This window comes from Formosa sp. L2A11 (assembly GCF_009796865.1).
In the GTDB taxonomy this organism is placed as follows: domain Bacteria; phylum Bacteroidota; class Bacteroidia; order Flavobacteriales; family Flavobacteriaceae; genus Formosa.
Genome location: NZ_CP047028.1, coordinates 2579988 through 2599633 on the forward strand (window position 1 = coordinate 2579988; position 19646 = coordinate 2599633).

At 31.4% G+C, this 19646-nt stretch carries 20 protein-coding genes; 14 read left to right on the forward strand and 6 right to left on the reverse strand.

All coding sequences use genetic code 11. The annotated features are described in order from the left end of the window. The first annotated feature begins 279 nt into the window (after positions 1 to 279). The 8 genes from GQR95_RS11225 to GQR95_RS11260 all read left to right on the forward strand — a co-directional run bounded on the left by GQR95_RS11225 (position 280) and on the right by GQR95_RS11260 (position 7340). A complete protein-coding gene (locus tag GQR95_RS11225) occupies positions 280 to 996 on the forward strand; it encodes a 3-ketoacyl-ACP reductase (RefSeq protein ID WP_159023247.1) in 717 nt (238 codons plus the stop codon). Between the two features lie 154 nt (positions 997 to 1150). Beyond that, positions 1151 to 2698: an SDR family NAD(P)-dependent oxidoreductase gene (locus tag GQR95_RS11230; protein WP_159023248.1), complete on the forward strand. Its 1548-nt coding sequence runs from the start codon at positions 1151 to 1153 to the stop codon at positions 2696 to 2698. 103 nt (positions 2699 to 2801) lie between these two features. Then, the gene (locus tag GQR95_RS11235) at positions 2802 to 3137 is read left to right on the forward strand and encodes a helix-turn-helix transcriptional regulator (RefSeq protein WP_159023249.1); all 336 of its coding nucleotides are present in this window, start codon (positions 2802 to 2804) and stop codon (positions 3135 to 3137) included. A gap of 51 nt (positions 3138 to 3188) precedes the next feature. Continuing rightward, positions 3189 to 3662, forward strand: coding sequence for a DUF6428 family protein (locus GQR95_RS11240; protein WP_159023250.1), 474 nt, complete (start codon positions 3189 to 3191; stop codon positions 3660 to 3662). A gap of 10 nt (positions 3663 to 3672) precedes the next feature. After that, positions 3673 to 4281, forward strand: a complete 609-nt coding sequence (locus tag GQR95_RS11245) for a low molecular weight phosphatase family protein (protein WP_199269586.1) — start codon at positions 3673 to 3675, stop codon at positions 4279 to 4281. A gap of 2 nt (positions 4282 to 4283) precedes the next feature. Further along, positions 4284 to 5348, forward strand: a complete 1065-nt coding sequence (gene arsB / locus GQR95_RS11250) for an ACR3 family arsenite efflux transporter (protein WP_305038391.1) — start codon at positions 4284 to 4286, stop codon at positions 5346 to 5348. A 61-nt stretch (positions 5349 to 5409) separates the two neighbouring features. Then, positions 5410 to 6297, forward strand: coding sequence for a carbon-nitrogen hydrolase (locus tag GQR95_RS11255; RefSeq protein ID WP_159023251.1), 888 nt, complete (start codon positions 5410 to 5412; stop codon positions 6295 to 6297). Positions 6298 to 6299: 2 nt separating this feature from the next. Continuing rightward, on the forward strand, positions 6300 to 7340 hold the full coding sequence (locus GQR95_RS11260; RefSeq protein ID WP_159023252.1) for an agmatine/peptidylarginine deiminase: 1041 nt from the start codon (positions 6300 to 6302) through the stop codon (positions 7338 to 7340). Positions 7341 to 7419: 79 nt separating this feature from the next. On the opposite strand, the gene nhaA is transcribed toward GQR95_RS11260, so the two are convergent. From nhaA to GQR95_RS11285, 5 genes are all read right to left on the reverse strand, one after another. After that, positions 7420 to 8754: a Na+/H+ antiporter NhaA gene (gene nhaA, locus GQR95_RS11265; RefSeq protein WP_159023253.1), complete on the reverse strand. Its 1335-nt coding sequence runs from the start codon at positions 8752 to 8754 to the stop codon at positions 7420 to 7422. A gap of 89 nt (positions 8755 to 8843) precedes the next feature. After that, on the reverse strand, positions 8844 to 10523 hold the full coding sequence (locus tag GQR95_RS11270) for a SulP family inorganic anion transporter (RefSeq protein WP_159023254.1): 1680 nt from the start codon (positions 10521 to 10523) through the stop codon (positions 8844 to 8846). Positions 10524 to 10570: 47 nt separating this feature from the next. Beyond that, the gene (locus GQR95_RS11275; protein WP_159023255.1) at positions 10571 to 11047 is read right to left on the reverse strand and encodes a hypothetical protein; all 477 of its coding nucleotides are present in this window, start codon (positions 11045 to 11047) and stop codon (positions 10571 to 10573) included. Positions 11048 to 11205: 158 nt separating this feature from the next. Next, positions 11206 to 12594: a HAMP domain-containing sensor histidine kinase gene (locus GQR95_RS11280; RefSeq protein ID WP_159023256.1), complete on the reverse strand. Its 1389-nt coding sequence runs from the start codon at positions 12592 to 12594 to the stop codon at positions 11206 to 11208. Continuing rightward, positions 12584 to 13282: a response regulator transcription factor gene (locus tag GQR95_RS11285; protein ID WP_199269587.1), complete on the reverse strand. Its 699-nt coding sequence runs from the start codon at positions 13280 to 13282 to the stop codon at positions 12584 to 12586. The genes GQR95_RS11280 and GQR95_RS11285 overlap by 11 nt, the downstream gene beginning before the upstream one ends. Before the next feature lie 188 nt (positions 13283 to 13470). On the opposite strand from GQR95_RS11285, the gene GQR95_RS11290 reads away from it, so the two are divergent. The 6 genes from GQR95_RS11290 to GQR95_RS11315 all read left to right on the forward strand — a co-directional run bounded on the left by GQR95_RS11290 (position 13471) and on the right by GQR95_RS11315 (position 19216). Continuing rightward, positions 13471 to 14322, forward strand: coding sequence for a universal stress protein (locus GQR95_RS11290; protein ID WP_159023257.1), 852 nt, complete (start codon positions 13471 to 13473; stop codon positions 14320 to 14322). Positions 14323 to 14499: 177 nt separating this feature from the next. After that, positions 14500 to 15351 carry a universal stress protein gene (locus tag GQR95_RS11295; protein WP_159023258.1) on the forward strand — a complete coding sequence of 284 codons (852 nt, stop codon included), beginning with the start codon at positions 14500 to 14502 and terminating at the stop codon, positions 15349 to 15351. A 403-nt stretch (positions 15352 to 15754) separates the two neighbouring features. Then, complete coding sequence (locus GQR95_RS11300; protein ID WP_159023259.1) at positions 15755 to 16372, forward strand: fumarylacetoacetate hydrolase family protein; 618 nt, start codon at positions 15755 to 15757, stop codon at positions 16370 to 16372. 103 nt (positions 16373 to 16475) lie between these two features. Then, positions 16476 to 17048, forward strand: coding sequence for a TetR/AcrR family transcriptional regulator (locus GQR95_RS11305; protein WP_159023260.1), 573 nt, complete (start codon positions 16476 to 16478; stop codon positions 17046 to 17048). Between the two features lie 46 nt (positions 17049 to 17094). Next, positions 17095 to 18219: an MBL fold metallo-hydrolase gene (locus tag GQR95_RS11310; RefSeq protein ID WP_199269588.1), complete on the forward strand. Its 1125-nt coding sequence runs from the start codon at positions 17095 to 17097 to the stop codon at positions 18217 to 18219. A gap of 124 nt (positions 18220 to 18343) precedes the next feature. Continuing rightward, positions 18344 to 19216 (forward strand): DMT family transporter, encoded by an 873-nt coding sequence (locus tag GQR95_RS11315; protein WP_159023261.1) that lies wholly within the window; start codon positions 18344 to 18346, stop codon positions 19214 to 19216. 16 nt (positions 19217 to 19232) lie between these two features. Here the strand turns inward: GQR95_RS11315 and GQR95_RS11320 are convergent, their stop codons facing one another. After that, positions 19233 to 19640: a hypothetical protein gene (locus GQR95_RS11320; protein ID WP_159023262.1), complete on the reverse strand. Its 408-nt coding sequence runs from the start codon at positions 19638 to 19640 to the stop codon at positions 19233 to 19235. Positions 19641 to 19646 lie beyond the last annotated feature (6 nt).

Consider the following 19646-nt stretch of genomic DNA (forward strand, 5'->3'; position numbering starts at 1 on the left):
AGTTTATATAAAAAAGTATTTTTTTAACATTTAAAGTCTAAATATTTGATTCCTTGTAGGATAAGACCTTAAAAAAATGATAAAAAAAAGAAGTTTATATGATTTTACAGTTAAAATGCTGTCATAATCTATAAGCGCAATCAAAATTATAAAAGATAAAACGTCTTTTATAATCTATTTGCCATTGTTTTTAACGCAAACACAACGTGAATTGTTTTTAAAAAAGTGTTTTTATGTCTATTTTTGAAGAGGATTATAATAAGAATAAAAAATATAAATATGGAATCATTAAAAGGACAACGCGCATTAATTACAGGAGCAGGTAAAGGTCTTGGAAAAGCGATGGCGTTAGCATTAGCAGCAGAAGGTGTACACGTTGCTTTATTGGCTCGTACAACTAAAGGTATTGAAGCTGTAGCTAAAGAAGTTAAAACATTTGGAGTAGAAGCCATGACGGTTACTGCAGATGTGTCTTCTATAGACGAAGTAAATGCAGCAGCAAAAACGGTTTTAGGTGAGTTTGGAAAAATAGATATTTTAATTAATAACGCTGGCATCGCTAAATTTGGTTCGTTCATGGAATTAGAAGCAGACGAATGGGAACAGATTATTAAGGTAAACGTTATGGGAATGTATTACGTTACTAGAGCATTTTTACCACAAATGATTGATAATAAATTTGGAGACATTATTAATGTATCATCTACAGCTGGTTTAAATGGTAATGCGATGACAAGTGCTTACAGTACATCTAAATTTGCCGTATTAGGACTTTCTGAATCTTTAATGAAAGAAGTTAGAAAACATAATATTCGTGTTACAGCAATTACTCCAAGTACAGTAGCAACAGATATGTCTGTAGAATTAAAATTAACAGATGGAAACCCAGAACGCGTAATGCAAGCTGAAGATTTTGCAGAATTAGTTGTATCTCAATTAAAATTAAATAGACGTGTGTTTATTAAAGAATCTAGTATTTGGTCTACAAATCCTTAATTTTTTAAATTTCACATTTCATTTTATAATAAATAAAGAGGAGCACAGTTGTATAAACTGTGCTTTTTTATGTGAATAAACTAGATTTAGTACCTTTTAAATTCAGTATTCATCTAAAATTAAAACTATATTTGCGCGCTTAAAGTGTAATACCATGACAGAACCCAAAGAAGATAAAAACACAGAATTAAATCAAGACCAGATTGATGTTTGTATTGCTATGCTTGAAAAATTAGTAGACAATACAAATCAGTTGTTCGAACTTCCTGAAGAGAAACGTATTGCTTTAATGAAAGCCGCCGGACAAATTACACGTCCAAATAGAGACGAATTTCAAAAAAGACGTAAGGATGCTAAAAAAGCAGCCAAACGTAAAATGATTGAGCGCGATAAACACGCACGTAAAGAAACAGGAATTCGTTCTGCTCGTGAAAATCCTATTTTTGTAGCGCCTAAATTAATAGATCTTACTAAAAAAGAGGATAAGGACTTAGAGTTGGAATCGCCTAGAAACTGTTATGTCTGTAAAAAAGTATACACTAAACTGCATCATTTTTACGACACGATGTGTACAGAATGTGGTGATTTTAATTATGCAAAACGTTTTCAAACAGCCGATTTAAAAAACCAAGTTGCCGTAGTTACGGGATCGCGTTTAAAAATAGGATATCACATTACATTAATGTTATTGCGTTCTGGAGCAACAGTTGTTGCAACTACACGTTTCCCTGCAGATTCTGCATTGCGATTTTCTAAAGAAAGCGATTTTACAGAATGGGGACACAGATTGCATGTACATGGTTTAGATTTAAGACACATACCAAGTGTAGAGATTTTTTGTAATTATATAGAACAGAAATACGATAGATTAGACATTTTAATTAATAATGCAGCGCAAACCGTAAGACGTCCTGCAGGTTTTTATAAGCATTTAATGGCTACAGAAGAAATGCCTGTAGACCAATTACCAAAATTTGCTCAAAGTGTTTTAAAAGATCATTTAGATTGTATTCATGAATTAAAATCACTTACACAAACGGCTTCAGATAACAAAAATATGCCTGTAACTTGGCATGGTCCAGAACCTGGAATTGGGTTAAGAGCTTCTGCTAAATTATCTCAAATACCGTATAGTTTCGATAATTCTTTACAAACAAGTGAAGTATTCCCAGAAGGGGAGTTGGATGTCGATTTACAACAAGTAGATTTGCGTAAAACCAACAGTTGGCGATTAAAATTAGGAGAAATTGAAACTACAGAAATGGTAGAAGTTCAGTTGGTAAATGCTGTTGCACCTTTTGTATTGTGTAACCGTTTAGCTCCAATTATGCAAAAAGAAAATACGGGAGAAAAGCATATTATAAACGTTACGGCTATGGAAGGTAAATTTCACCGTTTTCATAAAGAAGATCGTCATCCGCATACCAATATGGCAAAAGCGGCTTTAAATATGATGACGCATACTGCTGCTGCAACTTTAGCTAAAGATGGTATTTATATGAATGCTGTAGATACGGGTTGGGTTACAGATGAAGATCCTGCAGAGTTATCTAAACGTAAAGTTGAAGAGCACGATTTTCAGCCACCGTTAGATATTGTAGATGGTGCTGCTCGTGTTATGGACCCACTAATAGATGGTATAAACACTGGAAAACACTGGTGTGGTAAGTTTTTAAAAGATTATATGCCTATAGATTGGTAGACATTTTTATAAGATTTAAATATTAAGAGATAGTTAAAAAGCTATCTTTTTTTTGATTCAAATCTAATTTATCGTAATATTGCAATGAATAAATAAAAGAAGCATGGGAATCACTAAATCAGAAATATTTTCAGACAAGCAAAATGAGATGGCTAAGATTGCAAAAGTCTTAGGGCATCCGGCTAGAATAAGTATTTTAGAATATTTAATAAAGTCTAATACTTGCGTTTGTGGTGATTTAGTTGATGAAATTGGATTGGCTCAGCCTACAATTTCTCAGCATTTAAAAGAATTAAAAAATGCAGGTTTTATAAAGGGAACCATAGAAGGAACAAGCGTATGTTATTGTATAGATATTGAAAAATGGAAATCTATTCAAACCATGTTAAACCTGTTTTTCGATCAAGGTTTACCATGTTCAGAAACAGATTGTTGTTAAAAAAAATTGAAATCATTCATCGTAATATTACTATTAATAAAATAAAGAAATATGACAGTATCAGAAATTAAAAATCATTTAGAAAAACTAAATCAAATTGCTTTTCAGTTACCAAATGGCGGATTAGTACCTAGTCATTTTCATGTAACAGAAGTTGGTAAAGTAGTTAAAAACTTTATTGATTGTGGCGGAACGGAAAGACAAGAATCTGTTGCGAATTTTCAATTATGGGAAGCAAATGATTACGATCATCGTTTACATCCTGAAAAATTAGTTTCTATTATAGAATTATCTGAGCGTGTTTTAGGTTTAGACGACAACTTAGAAATAGAAGTTGAATATCAAGGCGAAACCATTCAAAAATATAACTTAGATATTAAAGATGGTGTGTTTCAATTAACATCAAAATTCACAGATTGTTTGGCTAAAGATAGTTGTGGAATTTCTCAAGAAAAGCCAAAAAGAAACTTAAAAGAATTAACAACACCTGCAAATACATGCGCTCCTGGATCTGGATGTTGCTAAAATATAGATTATGAATACAAAAATTTCTAACTACATAGAAAGCTTCGATTTTTCACAAATAAGTGAAGCCCGAAAGCAGATATTACAACCATTAGTCGATTTTATTCAAGACAAACATGCAACACAATCTGAAATTAGATTGAATTTTATTTGCACGCATAATTCCAGACGTAGTCATTTATCTCAAGTATGGTCGCAAGCTGCAGCACATCATTTTAACATAAAACAAGTGTATTGCTATTCTGGAGGAACAGAAGCTACAGCAATGTTTCCTATGGTTGCAGAAACGTTGGCGAATAACGGTTTTAATATTCAGCAATTATCTAAAGAAGATAATCCTGTTTACGCTGTTAAATTTGATGATAATCAGGCTCCAGTAGTAGGATTTTCTAAGCGTTTTGATGATGCTTTTAATCCCGAATCTGAATTTGCAGCGATTATGACGTGTTCTCAAGCAGATCAAGGTTGTCCGTTTATTGCAGGAGCGCAAAAACGTATTCCAATTACGTTTGAAGATCCAAAAGCTTTCGATAATACACCGCAACAAGCAGAGAAGTATAATGAAAGAAGTTTACAAATTGGACAAGAAATGTTTTACGTATTTTCTAAAATTAAGTAGTTATGTCTAAAATGAAAAAATTGAGTTTGTTAGATAATTATCTAACGCTATGGATTTTCCTTGCTATGTTAATAGGAGTAGGAGTAGGGTATTTCTTTCCTCAAATCCCAAATGTTATAAATTCTTATAGTCAAGGAACCACAAATATTCCGATCGCTATTGGTTTAATTTTAATGATGTATCCGCCTTTAGCTAAAGTAAATTATGCTTTATTACCTAAAGTTTTTAAAGATGTAAAAGTCTTATCTATATCGTTAGTTTTAAACTGGATTGTTGGTCCGTTTTTAATGTTCTTTTTAGCGATTACCTTTTTAAGAGATTACCCAGAATACATGGTGGGATTAATTTTAATTGGTTTAGCGCGTTGTATTGCTATGGTTTTAGTTTGGAACGATTTAGCAGAAGGAAGCAGTGAATATGGAGCAGGTTTAGTTGCTTTAAATAGTATTTTTCAAGTATTTGGATATAGTTTTTATGCTTGGATTTTTATTACTGTTTTACCACCATTTTTTGGGTTTGAAGGCGCTATTGTAGATATTTCTATTGCAACCATTGCAGAGAGTGTTGCTATTTACTTAGGTATTCCGTTTGTATTAGGGTTTTTAAGCCGATTTATTTTAGTGAAAGCAAAAGGAGAAACCTGGTACACTACTAAATTTATTCCAGCAATTTCACCATTAACATTGGTTGCTTTATTATTTACAATTGTTGTAATGTTTTCATTAAAAGGAGAGCTTATTGTAGAAATTCCAATGGATGTTGTCATTATTGCAGTGCCTTTATTAGTGTATTTTGCTATAATGTTCTTAATCGGATTTTTTGTTAGTAAAGCCGCAGGAGCAACATACGATAAAACAGCAGCAATTGCCTTTACAGCAGCAGGGAATAACTTTGAATTAGCCATAGCAGTTGCTATTGCTGTGTTCGGATTAAATTCTGGTCAAGCATTTACAGGTGTTATCGGACCATTAGTAGAGGTGCCAGCCTTAATTCTATTGGTAAAGGTTTCTTTTTGGTTCAGAAAAAAATATTTCACTAAAACAGAGAAAGTTAATGTGAATTCATAAAATATTTTTTATAATTTCACTTTTATAAAATAGTTACATTTACACTATAATTATAAGAGTTATGTCATTAAAAAAATATAAAATAGCCGTCGTTCAGTTAAACCTGAACGACGTTGCTGAAAACAACTTAAAGAAATGTTTAAGTTGGGTGAGAGATGCAGCTAATCAAGGTGCAGAGGTTATTCTTTTACCAGAATTATACAGTAGTCATTATTTTTGTCAGAGTGAAGATGTCGATAATTTTGCTTTCGCAGAACCGTTATACAGCACGTCTTTTATAGCGTTTAGTGCTTTAGCAAAGGAATTAGGAGTTGTTATTATCGTGCCGTTTTTCGAAAAACGTATGGCAGGAATTTATCATAATAGTGCCTATATTATTGATACTGATGGAACAGAAGCTGGATTGTATAGAAAAATGCATATTCCAGACGATCCTCATTTCTATGAAAAATTCTATTTTACTCCTGGAGATTTAGGGTTCCAAGCTATTCAAACTAAAAAAGGAAAGGTTGGAACTTTAATCTGTTGGGATCAATGGTATCCTGAAGCAGCACGTCTTACCGCTTTAAAAGGAGCCGAAGTCTTATTTTATCCAACTGCTATTGGTTGGCATCCTCAAGAAAAAGAAGAGTACGGAGAAAACCAGCATGGTGCATGGATGAATGTCATGAAAGGACATGCTGTTGCAAATGGTGTATTTGTTGCTGCTGCTAATCGTATTGGACTAGAGCAATATTTACCAGGTACAGATGGTATTCAGTTTTGGGGTTCTTCATTTATTGCAGGTCCTCAAGGTGAAATTTTAGCACAAGCTTCTCACGATCAAGAAGAGATTTTAATTGCAGAAGTCGATTTAGATTTACAAGAAAACGTGCGTCAGAATTGGCCATTTTTTAGAGATCGCCGTATTGATGCTTTTGGAGATATTACTAAACGTGCAATAGATTAATTATGGAGTCATCTACATATCGGTTTCCAGCAGAATGGGAAGACCAAGAAGGCGTGTTGTTGTGTTTTCCGTATAACGGAAATGATTGGCCAGGAAAATTTCAAGCCATACAATGGGCATTTGTGGAGTTCATTAAAAAGGTGGCTCAAGTAGAAAAAGTGTTCTTAGTTGTGACTAGTGAAGTTCAGCAAGAACAAGTTCATGAGAAACTTGAATTAGCATATGTTAACATGAAGTCTATTAATTATATACTTCATAAAACAAATAGAAGTTGGATGCGTGATTCTGGACCCATAATAGTTAAAAAAGATGGTGAGCGTATTGCTTTAAATTTCAACTTTAATGGTTGGGCTAAATATGCAAATCATACATTAGATCGTGGTGTGCCTAAGATCGTTTCAGAAACTATTAAAGCGCCTTTAGTTCAAGTTATGTATAACGGAAAACCTGTTGTTTTAGAAGGTGGTGCGATAGATACTAACGGAAAAGGGACGTTGTTAACTTCTGAAGAATGTTTGCTAGATCCAACAATTCAAGTCAGAAATAAAAACTTTACTAAAGCCGATTACGAAGCTATTTTTAAAGACTATTTAGGAATAACAAACGTAATTTGGTTGGGTGATGGCATCGTAGGCGATGATACTCACGGTCATATTGATGATTTGTGTCGTTTTGTAAATGCCGATACAATAATTACGGTTGTAGAAGACAATCCAGAAGATCCTAATTACAAGGCGTTACAGGATAATTTAAAGCGTTTACAAGCATCTAAGTTAGAAACTGGTAAAATGCCAAATATTGTAACATTACCAATGCCTAAACCGTTGTTTTTTGACGGTCTACAAATACCGGCGAGTTATGCTAACTTTTTAATTCTGAATAAAACCGTTTTAGTACCAACATTTAATGATAGTAAAGATCGTGTCGCTTTAAATATTATAGCAGATTGTTTTCCTGACAGAGAAGTGATTGGTATGAGTGCTATTGATCTTATTTGGGGATTTGGAACTCTACACTGTTTAAGTCAGCAAATACCGTCTTAAGCACTTTAAAATAAATTGTAATAAAAAAGCGACCTGATTAGGTCGCTTTTTTTATATGTATAAGTAATATGTGTATTATTTAGTGTACATCTTTAACCTCTTCAGTGTCTTCAGAAGGTTTTATAGATTTTAGTATAAAGTAACCAATTAATCCAGCAACTGTAGATCCTATAAAGATTCCGACTTTGGCAGCATCTTGGTACAATAAATTAGAGTGAAATGCTAAGTTAGATACAAATATGGACATTGTAAATCCAACACCGGCTAAGAATCCAATACCTAATATGTGTTTAAATTTGGCACTAGCAGGAAAAGCAGCAATACCTAATTTAACAGCTAAATAAGAGAATGATACAACGCCAATACATTTTCCGAAAATTAAGGCTATGGCAATATGAGAAGATAACGCGAAATCTAAATGCGCGACATCATTAAATACAATACCAGCGTTAGATAGCGCAAAAACAGGCATAATAAAATAAGCAACCCAACCATGAAATTTATGTTCTAAATGCTGTAATGGTGATTGTACACGTCCAGATAAAGATTGAATACTTCCTATTAAATTAATTTCTTCATGAGAAAGAATAGGACTATTACTATTGGGTCTGTTTATTAAAGTTGTTGCAATAGATTCTATTTTAGACATACTAAAATTCATCCCTATTTTTTGTTTAATTGGCACCGTTAGTGCAATTAGAATACCAGCAATTGTTGGGTGTATTCCAGAAGTTAAGAACAAGAACCAGATTGCAATTCCTAAGGCTAAATACACGTATTTGTAATAATATCCTTTCCAGCCTAAGTATGCTAAAATAGCTAGAGGTATTAAAGAATATAAAATAGCATTCCAATCAATGTCATTACTATAGAATAATGCAATGGCTAATACAGCAACTAAATCGTCTACAATAGCAAATGCTGTTAAAAATATTTTTAAGGCAATAGGCACACGTTTTCCTAATAATTGAAGTATTGCTAAAGAGAAAGCAATATCTGTAGCCATTGGTATTCCCCAACCTGCATGAGTTTCAGGATTAGCATTTAATGCTAAGAATATTCCAATAGGCACAAAAACACCTCCTAAGGCCGCAAAAATAGGAAGAGAAGCCTTTTTTAAACTATTTAATTCTCCTAATAAGATTTCTCGTTTTATTTCTAAACCGATTACAAAAAAGAAAATCACCATTAAACCATCATTCACCCAATGTAAGAGGTGGTGAGAAAGGTGAAACTCACCAAACTCAAATCCAATCTCATAATTCCAAAGCGCAACATAAGAATCTGAAAGCGGTGAGTTGGCCCAAATTAGAGCTATAACTGCAGCAGAAAAAAGAAGTATGCCTCCAAAGCTTTCAACTTGGACAAATTTTGCTATTGGCTTGACTAATAAATCATTTAACTTTTCTTTCATAGGTTCTTAATTTTTTATAATAAAAAAAAGTCTATAGCTATCAAAAAAACAGATAGTTATAGACTTTTATATAGTGTATTTTTAAAACATTATCCTGCTTTGGTCAACTCCTTAACTTTTAAAATATTTGAAGGAATTTTAAGGCCTTCTTCAATTTCATGTAAAGCAACTTTATCATCATTATCTGACAAGACTGTAGTGACATGGTTAGTGGAATTTTCTATTTTATATTCTTTTCGAAATCCTATCAAATATACATTAATATTTTTATCCTTACAACCAAAATTCACAAAGTCTTTTATCAGTTGTAGCACGTCGTGATCTATATATACTGTGTTTGAGGCATCTACGACTATGCGGCTATCACTAGGTAAGTGTGCAAACGTTTGTTTGATTGCTGCTTTATTTAAGAAAGACACCTCCTGAGCAAGCTCCATTTGTATGGTTTTTCCTTCAGTATGATTCTCTCTCTTAAAGAAATAAGCTAGCTTTAAATTCCCTCTTAAGATGAAGAAAATACTCACAGCCATACCAATTCCAACACCTTTTAATAAATCAGTAAACACAACAGCAATTACAGTGACAACAAACGGAATAAATTGAAATTTCTTACTGTTATTCCACATGTGTATAAACACTTTAGGACTTGCTAATTTAAATCCTACAGCAATAAGTACAGCAGCTAAAGACGCTAACGGAATTTTATTTAAAACGGTTGGAATTGCAACCACAGCGACAAGTAAAAAAACACCATGAGAAATGGCTGATAATTTTGTGCGTCCTCCAGAATTTACGTTTGCAGAAGATCTTACAATTACAGATGTCATGGGTAAACCACCAATCATACTACTAATAATGTTACCAATACCTTGTGCTTTTAATTCTGTGTTGGTGTTAGAGTATCTTTTTAAAGGATCTAACTTATCTGAAGCTTCAATACATAACAAGGTTTCAATACTTGCTACAGCAGCAATGGTTAGAGCAGTAATCCAGATGTTTATATTTCCTATTTGAGAAAAATCAGGAAGACTAAATTGAGACTTAAAAGCATCGAAAGATTCTGGGACTGGTAGACTTACTAAATGTGCAGGTGTAATCGCTAAAGGAGATCCTGTTGCGATAAACGTTTCGTTAATGGCAACACCAGCAACAACTGCAACTAAAGAGCTTGGTATAGATTTAATTTTCTTTAAGAACGGAACTTTAGTAAAGGCTATAATTATACCTAAAGATACCAAAACAACAATAATGGCTCCTAAATGCATGAAATTAATACTGTCTATTACAGTAGAAAACATATCGTGTTTTCCCGCTTTATTAATGTGAAAAAAATCACCTTCGTTAATCGAGTCAAATCCAACGGCATGTGGTAATTGCGTTAAAATAATTATAATACCAATGGCAGCTAACATCCCTTCAATAACATTAGATGGTAAGTAGTTAGAGATAATACCGGCTTTTAAAAAACCTAAAATTAACTGGATAATTCCTGCAATTAAACCGGCTAATAAAAAGGCTTCCCAAGATCCAAGGGTTGCAATGGCAGTTAAAACAATTGCTGTTAATCCCGCAGCAGGTCCAGAGACACTTAAATTAGATCCGCTAAAAATACCTACTACAATACCTCCAATAACACCAGAGATAATACCAGCGAATAGGGGAGCGCCACTGGCAAGAGCAATTCCCAAACACAATGGTAAGGCGACTAAAAAGACTACTAAACCAGACTTTAAATCGGATTTTAAATATTTAGTACTAAAATTTTTCATATGTTATTTCTTCTTTTGATTATTAATTTATAATTATTATTATTATTTTAACTGAATTGAGCTTTAAGTTTCTGAAAAACAGATCGTTTTTGTGATGTGTTCTCGTCAGATTCATAATCTACACGTGATACATTTGGAGAAAATGAATGAATTAAGTCGCAGATGTTAAAACATTTGTTATTAGGAAACTGTGTTAATTTGTTTTTAGGAATTATAGCCGCTTCAATACGATGTGTTTCTAAAAAACTTTTAAAATCTTCATTTGTCTTTCCTGTGTACAGATCTATTTTAACATTTGAAATTTTACTTCCATGTTCTAATTTTATATCCGATAACAGGTTATGAAATTGCTTATCTGATATAATTGAAATTAATTTAGATTTTGTGTAGCAATTAACAGTAGAGGTTTTGTAGCCCGTTGCCAGAACAAGTTTTATAGATTCTTCGGGATAATGTAATACAGCATTTTTTATAAGCTGTAATGATTTCTCGCTAAAATCAGTAGGAATAAGGACTGTTTTCATGCATTCTAAATTTCTAAAACAAACATACTACCATGGTATTAGAGCCGTATAAGAAAGAGATTAGAATGAGATTAGAATTTTAGTTGTGTTTTATTGTACTGAAAACCAGTGTTTTGAGTGTGTTTTTGTCTTGGAAAGGCTTAAATACGAGTGATTTTCTACTTAGAAATAGAAGATTTTTGATGTTTATTAGGAAAAATTAAGGTTACAATAGTTCCTATTTTGTGTTCAGAAAATACTTCTATAGTACCACTGTGTAGTTTCATAATTTTATAGGTTAAAGGCAATCCAAAACCATAACCTTTTACATTTCTAACATTCGCAGCACGATAAAACGGCTGATAAATATTCTTAATTTCATCTGTTGGAATACCTACACCTTGATCGGTAACTACTATTTTTATAGCTGATGTATTGGTGACAATTTTTACCGTAACTTTCTTATTGTCTGAAAACTTAGAGGCGTTATCTAATACGTTATTTAAAGCTATGTTTATTAGGCTATAATTACCTTCTACAACCAATAAATCTGGGTTTTCTGGAAAATCGTTAAAATCGATTTCAATGTGATTGTCCGGATTTATTAAATCTATATTGCTTTTAACTTCTAATATTAATTCATCTAAACGAATAGGCGTAATAAGTAGTCCTTTTTCATCGTTTTCTGTCTGTGCAAATTTTAAAAGACTGTTAATTAGCGCGTCCAAACGTAATGCTTCTGTTTCTACACCTTCTAAAACTTTAGTATATTCTTCTGGAGATCTGTCTTTTAACAGTGCAATTTCTGTTTGTCCTAAAATGGCTGTTAATGGGTTTTTTAATTCGTGAGATGCATTATTTATAAAATTACTTTGTATTTCGAACGAGGTTTCTAGACGATCTAACATGCCATTAAAGGTGTTTGCTAATTGGCTAAGTTCGTCTTTGTTTGGTGTAGTTTGTAAGCGCTCGTGTAGGTTTGTAACACGTATATTGTTTACTTTTTCAATGATTTTGGTAAGTGGATCTAGTGTGCGTTTTGCAAAAAATCTGCCAAGTAAAAGCAATACGACTATGTTTAGTAAAAACAAAAAGATTAAGAGGGTTCTTAAGTTAGATAATTCGTTTGTACCATCGTCGTCGTTGGCTGTTAAAATAATGAGATAATTAGAGTCTTGGTCTTTATAATTTATACCAGAAATAAAGTGTTTTCCAGCATTATATTCGGCATGATTTTTATTAATTAAATTTAAATAAAATGCATGAGGAACATCCATTTGTGTTTTTAAACAAATGTTTTCTAAAGTTGTATTTGTCGGAAAAATAAACTCTTTTTCTTCTGGTAATGTTTGTAAGTGCTTGCGTCTTAATTCTTCATAGATTTCTACACTCAAGGCATCTTTTTCAAAATTAGATTGTTCTGCAATTAAGGTTCGTTTTTTTAGCTTTTCAAAAAACTCATCGGTTCTATAATCTACAGCATAAAAGTAAATAATAGAAAAGATAACCAATTGCATACTTGCAACTAGTATTACGAAAATAAAGGTGATTTTATTTTTAATTTTCATGAGTAGAATCTTTCAAAATATACCCCATTCCCACAATGGTTTGAATTAATTTAGGTGTAAATTTTTTATCAATTTTATTTCGTAAATAATTAACATATACATCTACAACATTAGTGCCCATGTTAAAATTAATATCCCAAACGTGTTCTAAAATATCTACTCGAGATAAGACTTTGTTTTTGTTTTTTAAAAGGTATTCTAATAATCGGAATTCTGTAGATGTGAGTTTAATTTCTAGACCATTACGTTTAACTATTTTGGTGTCGTTATTTAATTCTAAATTGGCTATTTTTAGTAAAGCCGTATTGGGAACATCTCTGTTTTTACGGCGTGCAACAGCTCTAATTCGTGCTAAAAGCTCTTTAAATTTAAACGGTTTGGTTAAATAATCGTCTGCTCCAGTATCTAGACCTTTTACAATATTTTCTGTGCTTCCTAAAGCAGATAAAAATATAATAGGAGTAGAGACGTAGCCTAAACTTTTAATTTTAGCTGCAATCTCGAAACCATTCATTCCAGGCAGAATTACATCTAACAAAATTAAATGAATATCTTCTTGAAGTATCAGTTCTATGCAACTCTCGCTATTGTAAGCAATAAAGGCATGGTAACCCGCTTCTTCTAGTCCTTTTTTTATAAAAGTAGCGACATTGTATTCATCTTCAACAATAAGTATATTTTGTATCATGTAATAGAAATTAAGCTTGTATTTAGTAAATGTACGTAGCTTGAATTGCAAGTTATATTAAAAATTGTTTAAAATAAATTAGATTCAATTTTCTGTCTTTTTTAAAGAAAAATAATTCGTTAATATATGTATAAAATCATTGTATATATCTGTGATTGTTTGTAAATTTAAATAAGAAATTTTATATCATGAGACATATACTTTTACCAACAGATTTTTCTGATAATGCTTGGAATGCAATAGAATATGCATTACATCTTTTAAAGGACGAGACATGTAATTTTTACATTTTACACTCTTTTGATCAGCCCGATTCCGGTTCTTACATGGGAGTTACTTCCGCAATGGCTAAAGAATCTATTTATAAAGCGCAAGTAGAAAATAGTAAACACGGTTTACGTGAGGTTTTAAATAAAGTAAAAACTACATTTTCTAACACAAACCATAACTTTAAATGTTTATCTATTTATAAAACATTTCCTGAAGCTATAAAAAAAGTTGTAACAGAGTTTAGTATTGATTGTATTGTAATGGGAACAAAAGGTGCTGGAGCCATAAAGGAAATTACAGTTGGTAGCAATACTTCTGGTTTAATAGGTTTAATAAATTGTCCAATTATTGCAATTCCTAGACATGCACATTTTAAAGAGATTAAAGACATAGGAATATCTACAGACTACGATATAAAATTTACAGAAAAAGGATTAAGTCTGCTTTTAGATATTGCAAAATCTAACAGCTCTTTAATTTCTGTATTTCATATTATGGATCGTATTAAAACTTTAACAGAATCTCAGGAAGAAAAATCTGAAATCTTAAAAACGATTTTAAAAGATTATTCTGCAAATTATTTCACACTTACAGATATTGGAGTTATTACAGGAGTTCGCGCATTTGTACAAAGCAGAAAATTAGATATGTTATGTGTTGTTGCTAGAGAACAAGATTTTTTAAAACGTATATTAAATCAGTCTTACAGTAAATCTATAAGTAATAAATCTAATGTGCCTTTATTAATTTTAAACATTAAAAGCTTCTAAAGAGTAAAGTTTTTTTAGTGTGAAATTTAAAATAACGCACAATTAATATATAAAAAGGTAGCGATTTTAAATTGCTACCTTTTTGTTTTTAGATATGCATTTCAATAATTAAAATATGAATAAAATCATTGTTTAAATAAGGGAAATGTGCTAACTTTAAATAAGAAACTTAATACCATGAAATACATACTTTTACCTACAGATTTTTCTAAAAATGCTTGGAATGCAGTAGAGTACGCTTTAAATTTATTTAAAGAAGAAATATGTACATTCTATATTTTTAATGTGTATAATCAGCCTGCTTCTGGGCCGTATACGGGGATAACTTCTGCCAAGGCAAGAGAGGCTATTTATCACGCTCAAGTAGAGAATAGTAAAGCAGGGCTTAAAGATGTATTAAGTAAGGTTAACGAGAAGTATAATAACCCAAATCATATTTACAAATGTTTGTCTAAGTACGAGATGTTTTCTACGGCTGTTCTTAATGCAGAAAAAGAGCTTAATATAGACTGCATTGTTATGGGAACAAAAGGAGCAAGCACATTTAAAGAAATGACGTTAGGTAGTAATACAGCCTCTTTAATTGGCATTATAAAATGTCCGATAATTGCAGTTCCTAAAAATAAAGAATTTAAAAAAATTAAAGAAATTGGTTTATCTACAGATTATGATATTTCGTTTACAGATTTAGGATTAAAACCACTTTTACGTTTAGTAAATTATAATAACTCTACGCTTTCTGTGTTACACATCATGGATCGTAATTGTAAATTATCTACAAAACAAACCGAATCTTTAGATAGTTTGAAAACGGTTTTAAAACCTGTTAAATCAAATTTTTATACACTTACAGATATTGGTGTATCTTCTGGAGTTCATGCTTTTGTAGAAAGCAGAAAATTAGATATGTTATGTATTATTGCTAAAGAACAAGACTTTTTAAAACGCATACTAAACAAGTCGTATAGCAAATCTATTAGTAACCATTCTAATGTACCACTCTTAATTCTGAGTATTAAAAATTTTTAAGTCAAAAAATGGTTATTTCGTTTAGTCCATTAAGAATCCTGATTTTAATAGAGTCGGGATTTTTTAATTTAAATAAGAAGGCTTAAATAAATACAATTATTAAAAAATGAGCTTGAATCTCTTCAATTAAAACGTTATAATTTAATTATATTTGAAAGGTTTTTTAACACATAGAAAATATCATTTTTTTAGACAAATAAATAGAATCTACGCCATATTATAAATGCATTTATGAAACAAGAATCACAAATTAAATACCTCAATTGTGGTACTACCATAAATATGTATGGTTCTATAAACGCAATAGCAAGAAATGCCATTTAATTTGTTAAAGCATTATAATTTACAGGAGACGAAGAAGACAACTTATTAAATAAACAACTATTATTAAATATACAAACACATGAAAATACTAGCAATTGGTAAAAATTATGTTCTAAAAGCAGAAGATTTAAAAACGACTGCAAAAAGCGGAAAACAACTTATTTTCTCTAAGCCAGAATCAAGTTTATCTAAAGACAATAAAGATGTTGAATATCCTGCATTTACAGAAAATTTAGCTTACGAAGCAGAGTTAGTTGTAGAGATTGGTAAAACAGGAAAAAATATAGCAGAAGCAGATGCCGCGTCTTATATTTCAGGAATTGCAATTGGTATAGATTATACAGCAAAAGATGTTTTAAACGATGTAAGAGAAGGAAAAGGCCCTTGGGATTTAGCTAAAGGTTTTGATGGTGCTGCACCAATTTCTCCAGTGAAAGCCATTTCAAACTTTCCAGATCTTAAAAACATTAATTTCGACTTAAAAATTAATGGTAAAACAGTTCAAGAAGGAAATACAGGATTAATTATTTACAACTTCGAAGAAATTATTGCATTCGTATCTAAATACTTCACTTTAGAACCTGGAGATTTAATCTTTACAGGAACTCCAGCTTATGGAACAGGTCAAATTCATAAAGGCGATCAATTACAAGCTTCTATTGAAGGTGAATTATTATTAGACTTTAAAATGGTTTAGTAATTAATTACCATTAAAATATTTAAAACTCGAGATTCACGTCTTGAGTTTTTATTTATAACATAAACGAATATATATTCGTTTAAATAATTACCTTTGTCTTGTGAAACAAAAAGATGAATTAAAACGAGAAGCAATTATTAACGAAACTATAGGCATAGTTTACGAAAAGGGTTTTGCAGGTGTTAAAATGGCACAGATAGCTAAAAAGGTAGATGTTTCGCCTTCAACTTTGTACGTTTATTTTAAAAGTAAAGACGATTTAATTAGTACAATTGCTACCGAAGTTTTAAAAAGCATCACACAAATAAATCAAAATCAATTGCAAAGTGATTTGCCTTTTAAACTCAAATTTAAAGCCATTTGGGTGTTTTATATCAACTTTGGTATTAATAATAGAAAGGAAATGAGCTTTATTAATCAAGTGAAGCAATCTCCTTATTATGACATGATTCCAGAAGATATTCGGAATTTAAAATCGTCTTTAGTTTTGGATTTGTTAGATGAAGGAAAACGTGAAGGTTTAATTAAGGATTTAGATAATACCATATTATCTGCACTTTTAGGATCGTTCCTTACAGAATCTGTTAAACTGATTGATACAAAAGCACTAAAATTGAATGATGTCACTATAGATGCTATGTTTCTATTGGCTTGGGATGCTATTAAGAATTAAAAAATTTGCTTAATAATCGAATAAAAATTCGATTAAAAAACACAACATGTTTAAAAAAACAATTAAAAGAATGGGAATTATAATTGGGGTTAGTATCGTATTAATAGAGGTAATAGGAATCATATTTTTATACACGAGTCCTGAATTTGGAGGTTCGCAAACAGCCCAAAAAGAAGCAAAATTTGCAAAAACTGACCATTATAAAGATGGGAAATTTGTGAATCTTGGGGCGGTAGATCTAAGTATGGGAATTAAAGAATTCGGTAAAATGTTATCAGGGTATTTTAATCAGCCAAAAAATGTAGTGCCTAATCATCTGCTTCAGGTGGAATCTATTATTCCTTCAGATTTAGAAAATTATAATGGAAAAACACGTTTATTTTGGTTTGGACATTCTACTTTTTTACTTCAAATGAACTCTAAAAATATTTTAATAGATCCTATGTTTGGCAGTGTTCCTGCACCTCATCCTATGTTAGGAACTAAGCGTTTTAGTACACATTTACCAATAGCTATAGAAGATTTACCACATATTGATGCTGTTTTAATCTCTCACGATCATTACGATCATTTAGATTATGGTAGTATTATTAAACTTAAAGATAAAGTCGATCAGTTTTATACACCGCTTGGTGTGGGCGCTCATCTAGAATCTTGGGGTATTCCTAAAAACCGTATTCATGAATTAGATTGGTGGGACACGATTGATTTTTCAGAATTAACATTTATAAATACACCGGCGCAACATTTTTCAGGAAGAGGATTAACCGATAAAGGAAAAACATTGTGGAGTTCTTGGATTATTAAATCTAATGAAGAGAATATTTTCTTTAGCGGAGATAGTGGTTATGGCCCACATTTTAAAGAGATTGGAGATAAATATGGTCCGTTTGATTTTGCGATGATGGAATGCGGACAGTACAATGCTTTATGGCACGAAATACATATGTATCCTGAAGAAACAGCTCAAGCCGCAATAGATATTAAAGCCAAACGTATGATGCCTATTCATTGGGGTGCGTTTAAATTAGCCACACATAATTGGACAGAACCTGTAGAACGTTTAAAGCAAGCAGCAAAAACACTCCGTTTAAAGTTGATTACACCACGCATAGGAGCGGCCATAAGTATTGAGAATACAAGTGAAAATTCGACAGATTGGTGGAAATAATTATTATTAACACTTAGTATTCTGAAATCCTGTAGGAATTAGGTGTCACTCTTCTGATAAATGTATATTTTTGCAACTTCAATTTTAGAACGTTAATAATTCTGAATATAAATATCTTAAGAAGATGCAATTAAAAGAATCCATAAAATTAATGCTGCTAAGTACGTTGGCTTTTGCATGTATGAACGGAGCTGTAAAATATTTAGATAATATTGGAGCCTTTCAAATTGTGTTTTTCAGATCGTTAGGATCGTTGTTTTTTACTTTTGGTTATTTATTAAAAAATAAGATTCCGTTAGTTGGTAAAAACAATAAATTACTAATTTTAAGAGGTCTTGTGGGCGTAACATCAATGTCTTTATTCTTTATGTCTACTAAATATTTACCTATTGGTACAGCGGTTTCTTTAAGATATTTAGCACCTATTTTTGCTGCTATTTTTGCGGTATTAATTTTAAAAGAAAAAATATTTCCGTTACAATGGGTGTTTTTTATTTTGGCCTTTTTAGGTGTCGTTATTTTGAAGGGATTTGATACAGATTTAAATACCTTTGGATTAACTTTAATCCTTATTGCTGCTGTATTTAGCGGATTAGTATATATAATTATTAGTAAAATAGGGAAGTCGGAACATCCTGTTGTTGTGGTTAATTATTTTATGATTATTTCTACAACCGTAGGCGGATTGGTTACTATTAATAACTGGGTAACCCCTGTAGGTTTACAGTGGTTATTCTTAGCATTACTTGGTGTTTTTGGATATTTCGGACAATTATTAATGACAAAAGCATTCCAGAATGCACAAACCAATCAAGTGGCACCCGTTAAATATGTAGAAGTTATTTTTACCATGATTCTTGGTATTACAATTTTTGATGAATCTTACCCATTTTGGTCTCTATTTGGTATTTTATTAATTATTGTTTCTCTTATTGCGAACATTGTTTATAAAGGAAAAAAGACTAAGAAATTAGCATTAGAAAACGCTAAATCTTAGTCTAGAATTACTTTAATTATTTACGAGTATACTGTGTTAACTCATTATAAATATCTGTTTTAAGCGCTCTATATTCTTTTGTGAGCGCAATATATTCTACGCGCCTCTTTTCGTGAAGTTTAGCACGGCTTATATTATATTCATTTTTTCCAAATTCTAATTCCTGACGTAAATGTTGTTCGTATTTACATAATTCGCCCATGCTGAGTGTGTTTCTGCGTCTAAAATCTTGAATTGATTTTTGAATCTTTTCACTCATTAAAAGTTGTCTGTTTAAAATACTAAACGTGTTAATTTCTGTGTTTTTATATTCTAAATCGTCTGTCCATTGCAAAATCTCAAGAATATCTTTTTTTATAAACAAACGCCTGTTTTCATCTACTTTATAATGCATATGCGTATTTATAGGATTGGATTGTAGCATAGTATG

Coding starts and splice junctions, on each gene's coding strand:
- GQR95_RS11300 (WP_159023259.1), top strand. CDS start 15,755: ATGAAAATACTAGCAATTGGTAAAAATTATGTTCTAAAAGCAGAAGAT.
- GQR95_RS11240 (WP_159023250.1), top strand. CDS start 3,189: ATGACAGTATCAGAAATTAAAAATCATTTAGAAAAACTAAATCAAATT.
- GQR95_RS11275 (WP_159023255.1), bottom strand. CDS start 11,047: ATGAAAACAGTCCTTATTCCTACTGATTTTAGCGAGAAATCATTACAG.
- GQR95_RS11290 (WP_159023257.1), top strand. CDS start 13,471: ATGAGACATATACTTTTACCAACAGATTTTTCTGATAATGCTTGGAAT.
- GQR95_RS11225 (WP_159023247.1), top strand. CDS start 280: ATGGAATCATTAAAAGGACAACGCGCATTAATTACAGGAGCAGGTAAA.
- arsB (WP_305038391.1), top strand. CDS start 4,284: ATGTCTAAAATGAAAAAATTGAGTTTGTTAGATAATTATCTAACGCTA.
- GQR95_RS11280 (WP_159023256.1), bottom strand. CDS start 12,594: ATGAAAATTAAAAATAAAATCACCTTTATTTTCGTAATACTAGTTGCA.
- GQR95_RS11255 (WP_159023251.1), top strand. CDS start 5,410: ATGTCATTAAAAAAATATAAAATAGCCGTCGTTCAGTTAAACCTGAAC.
- GQR95_RS11295 (WP_159023258.1), top strand. CDS start 14,500: ATGAAATACATACTTTTACCTACAGATTTTTCTAAAAATGCTTGGAAT.
- GQR95_RS11245 (WP_199269586.1), top strand. CDS start 3,673: ATGAATACAAAAATTTCTAACTACATAGAAAGCTTCGATTTTTCACAA.
- nhaA (WP_159023253.1), bottom strand. CDS start 8,754: ATGAAAGAAAAGTTAAATGATTTATTAGTCAAGCCAATAGCAAAATTT.
- GQR95_RS11320 (WP_159023262.1), bottom strand. CDS start 19,640: ATGCTACAATCCAATCCTATAAATACGCATATGCATTATAAAGTAGAT.
- GQR95_RS11310 (WP_199269588.1), top strand. CDS start 17,095: ATGTTTAAAAAAACAATTAAAAGAATGGGAATTATAATTGGGGTTAGT.
- GQR95_RS11315 (WP_159023261.1), top strand. CDS start 18,344: ATGCAATTAAAAGAATCCATAAAATTAATGCTGCTAAGTACGTTGGCT.
- GQR95_RS11260 (WP_159023252.1), top strand. CDS start 6,300: ATGGAGTCATCTACATATCGGTTTCCAGCAGAATGGGAAGACCAAGAA.
- GQR95_RS11285 (WP_199269587.1), bottom strand. CDS start 13,282: ATGATACAAAATATACTTATTGTTGAAGATGAATACAATGTCGCTACT.
- GQR95_RS11235 (WP_159023249.1), top strand. CDS start 2,802: ATGGGAATCACTAAATCAGAAATATTTTCAGACAAGCAAAATGAGATG.
- GQR95_RS11230 (WP_159023248.1), top strand. CDS start 1,151: ATGACAGAACCCAAAGAAGATAAAAACACAGAATTAAATCAAGACCAG.
- GQR95_RS11270 (WP_159023254.1), bottom strand. CDS start 10,523: ATGAAAAATTTTAGTACTAAATATTTAAAATCCGATTTAAAGTCTGGT.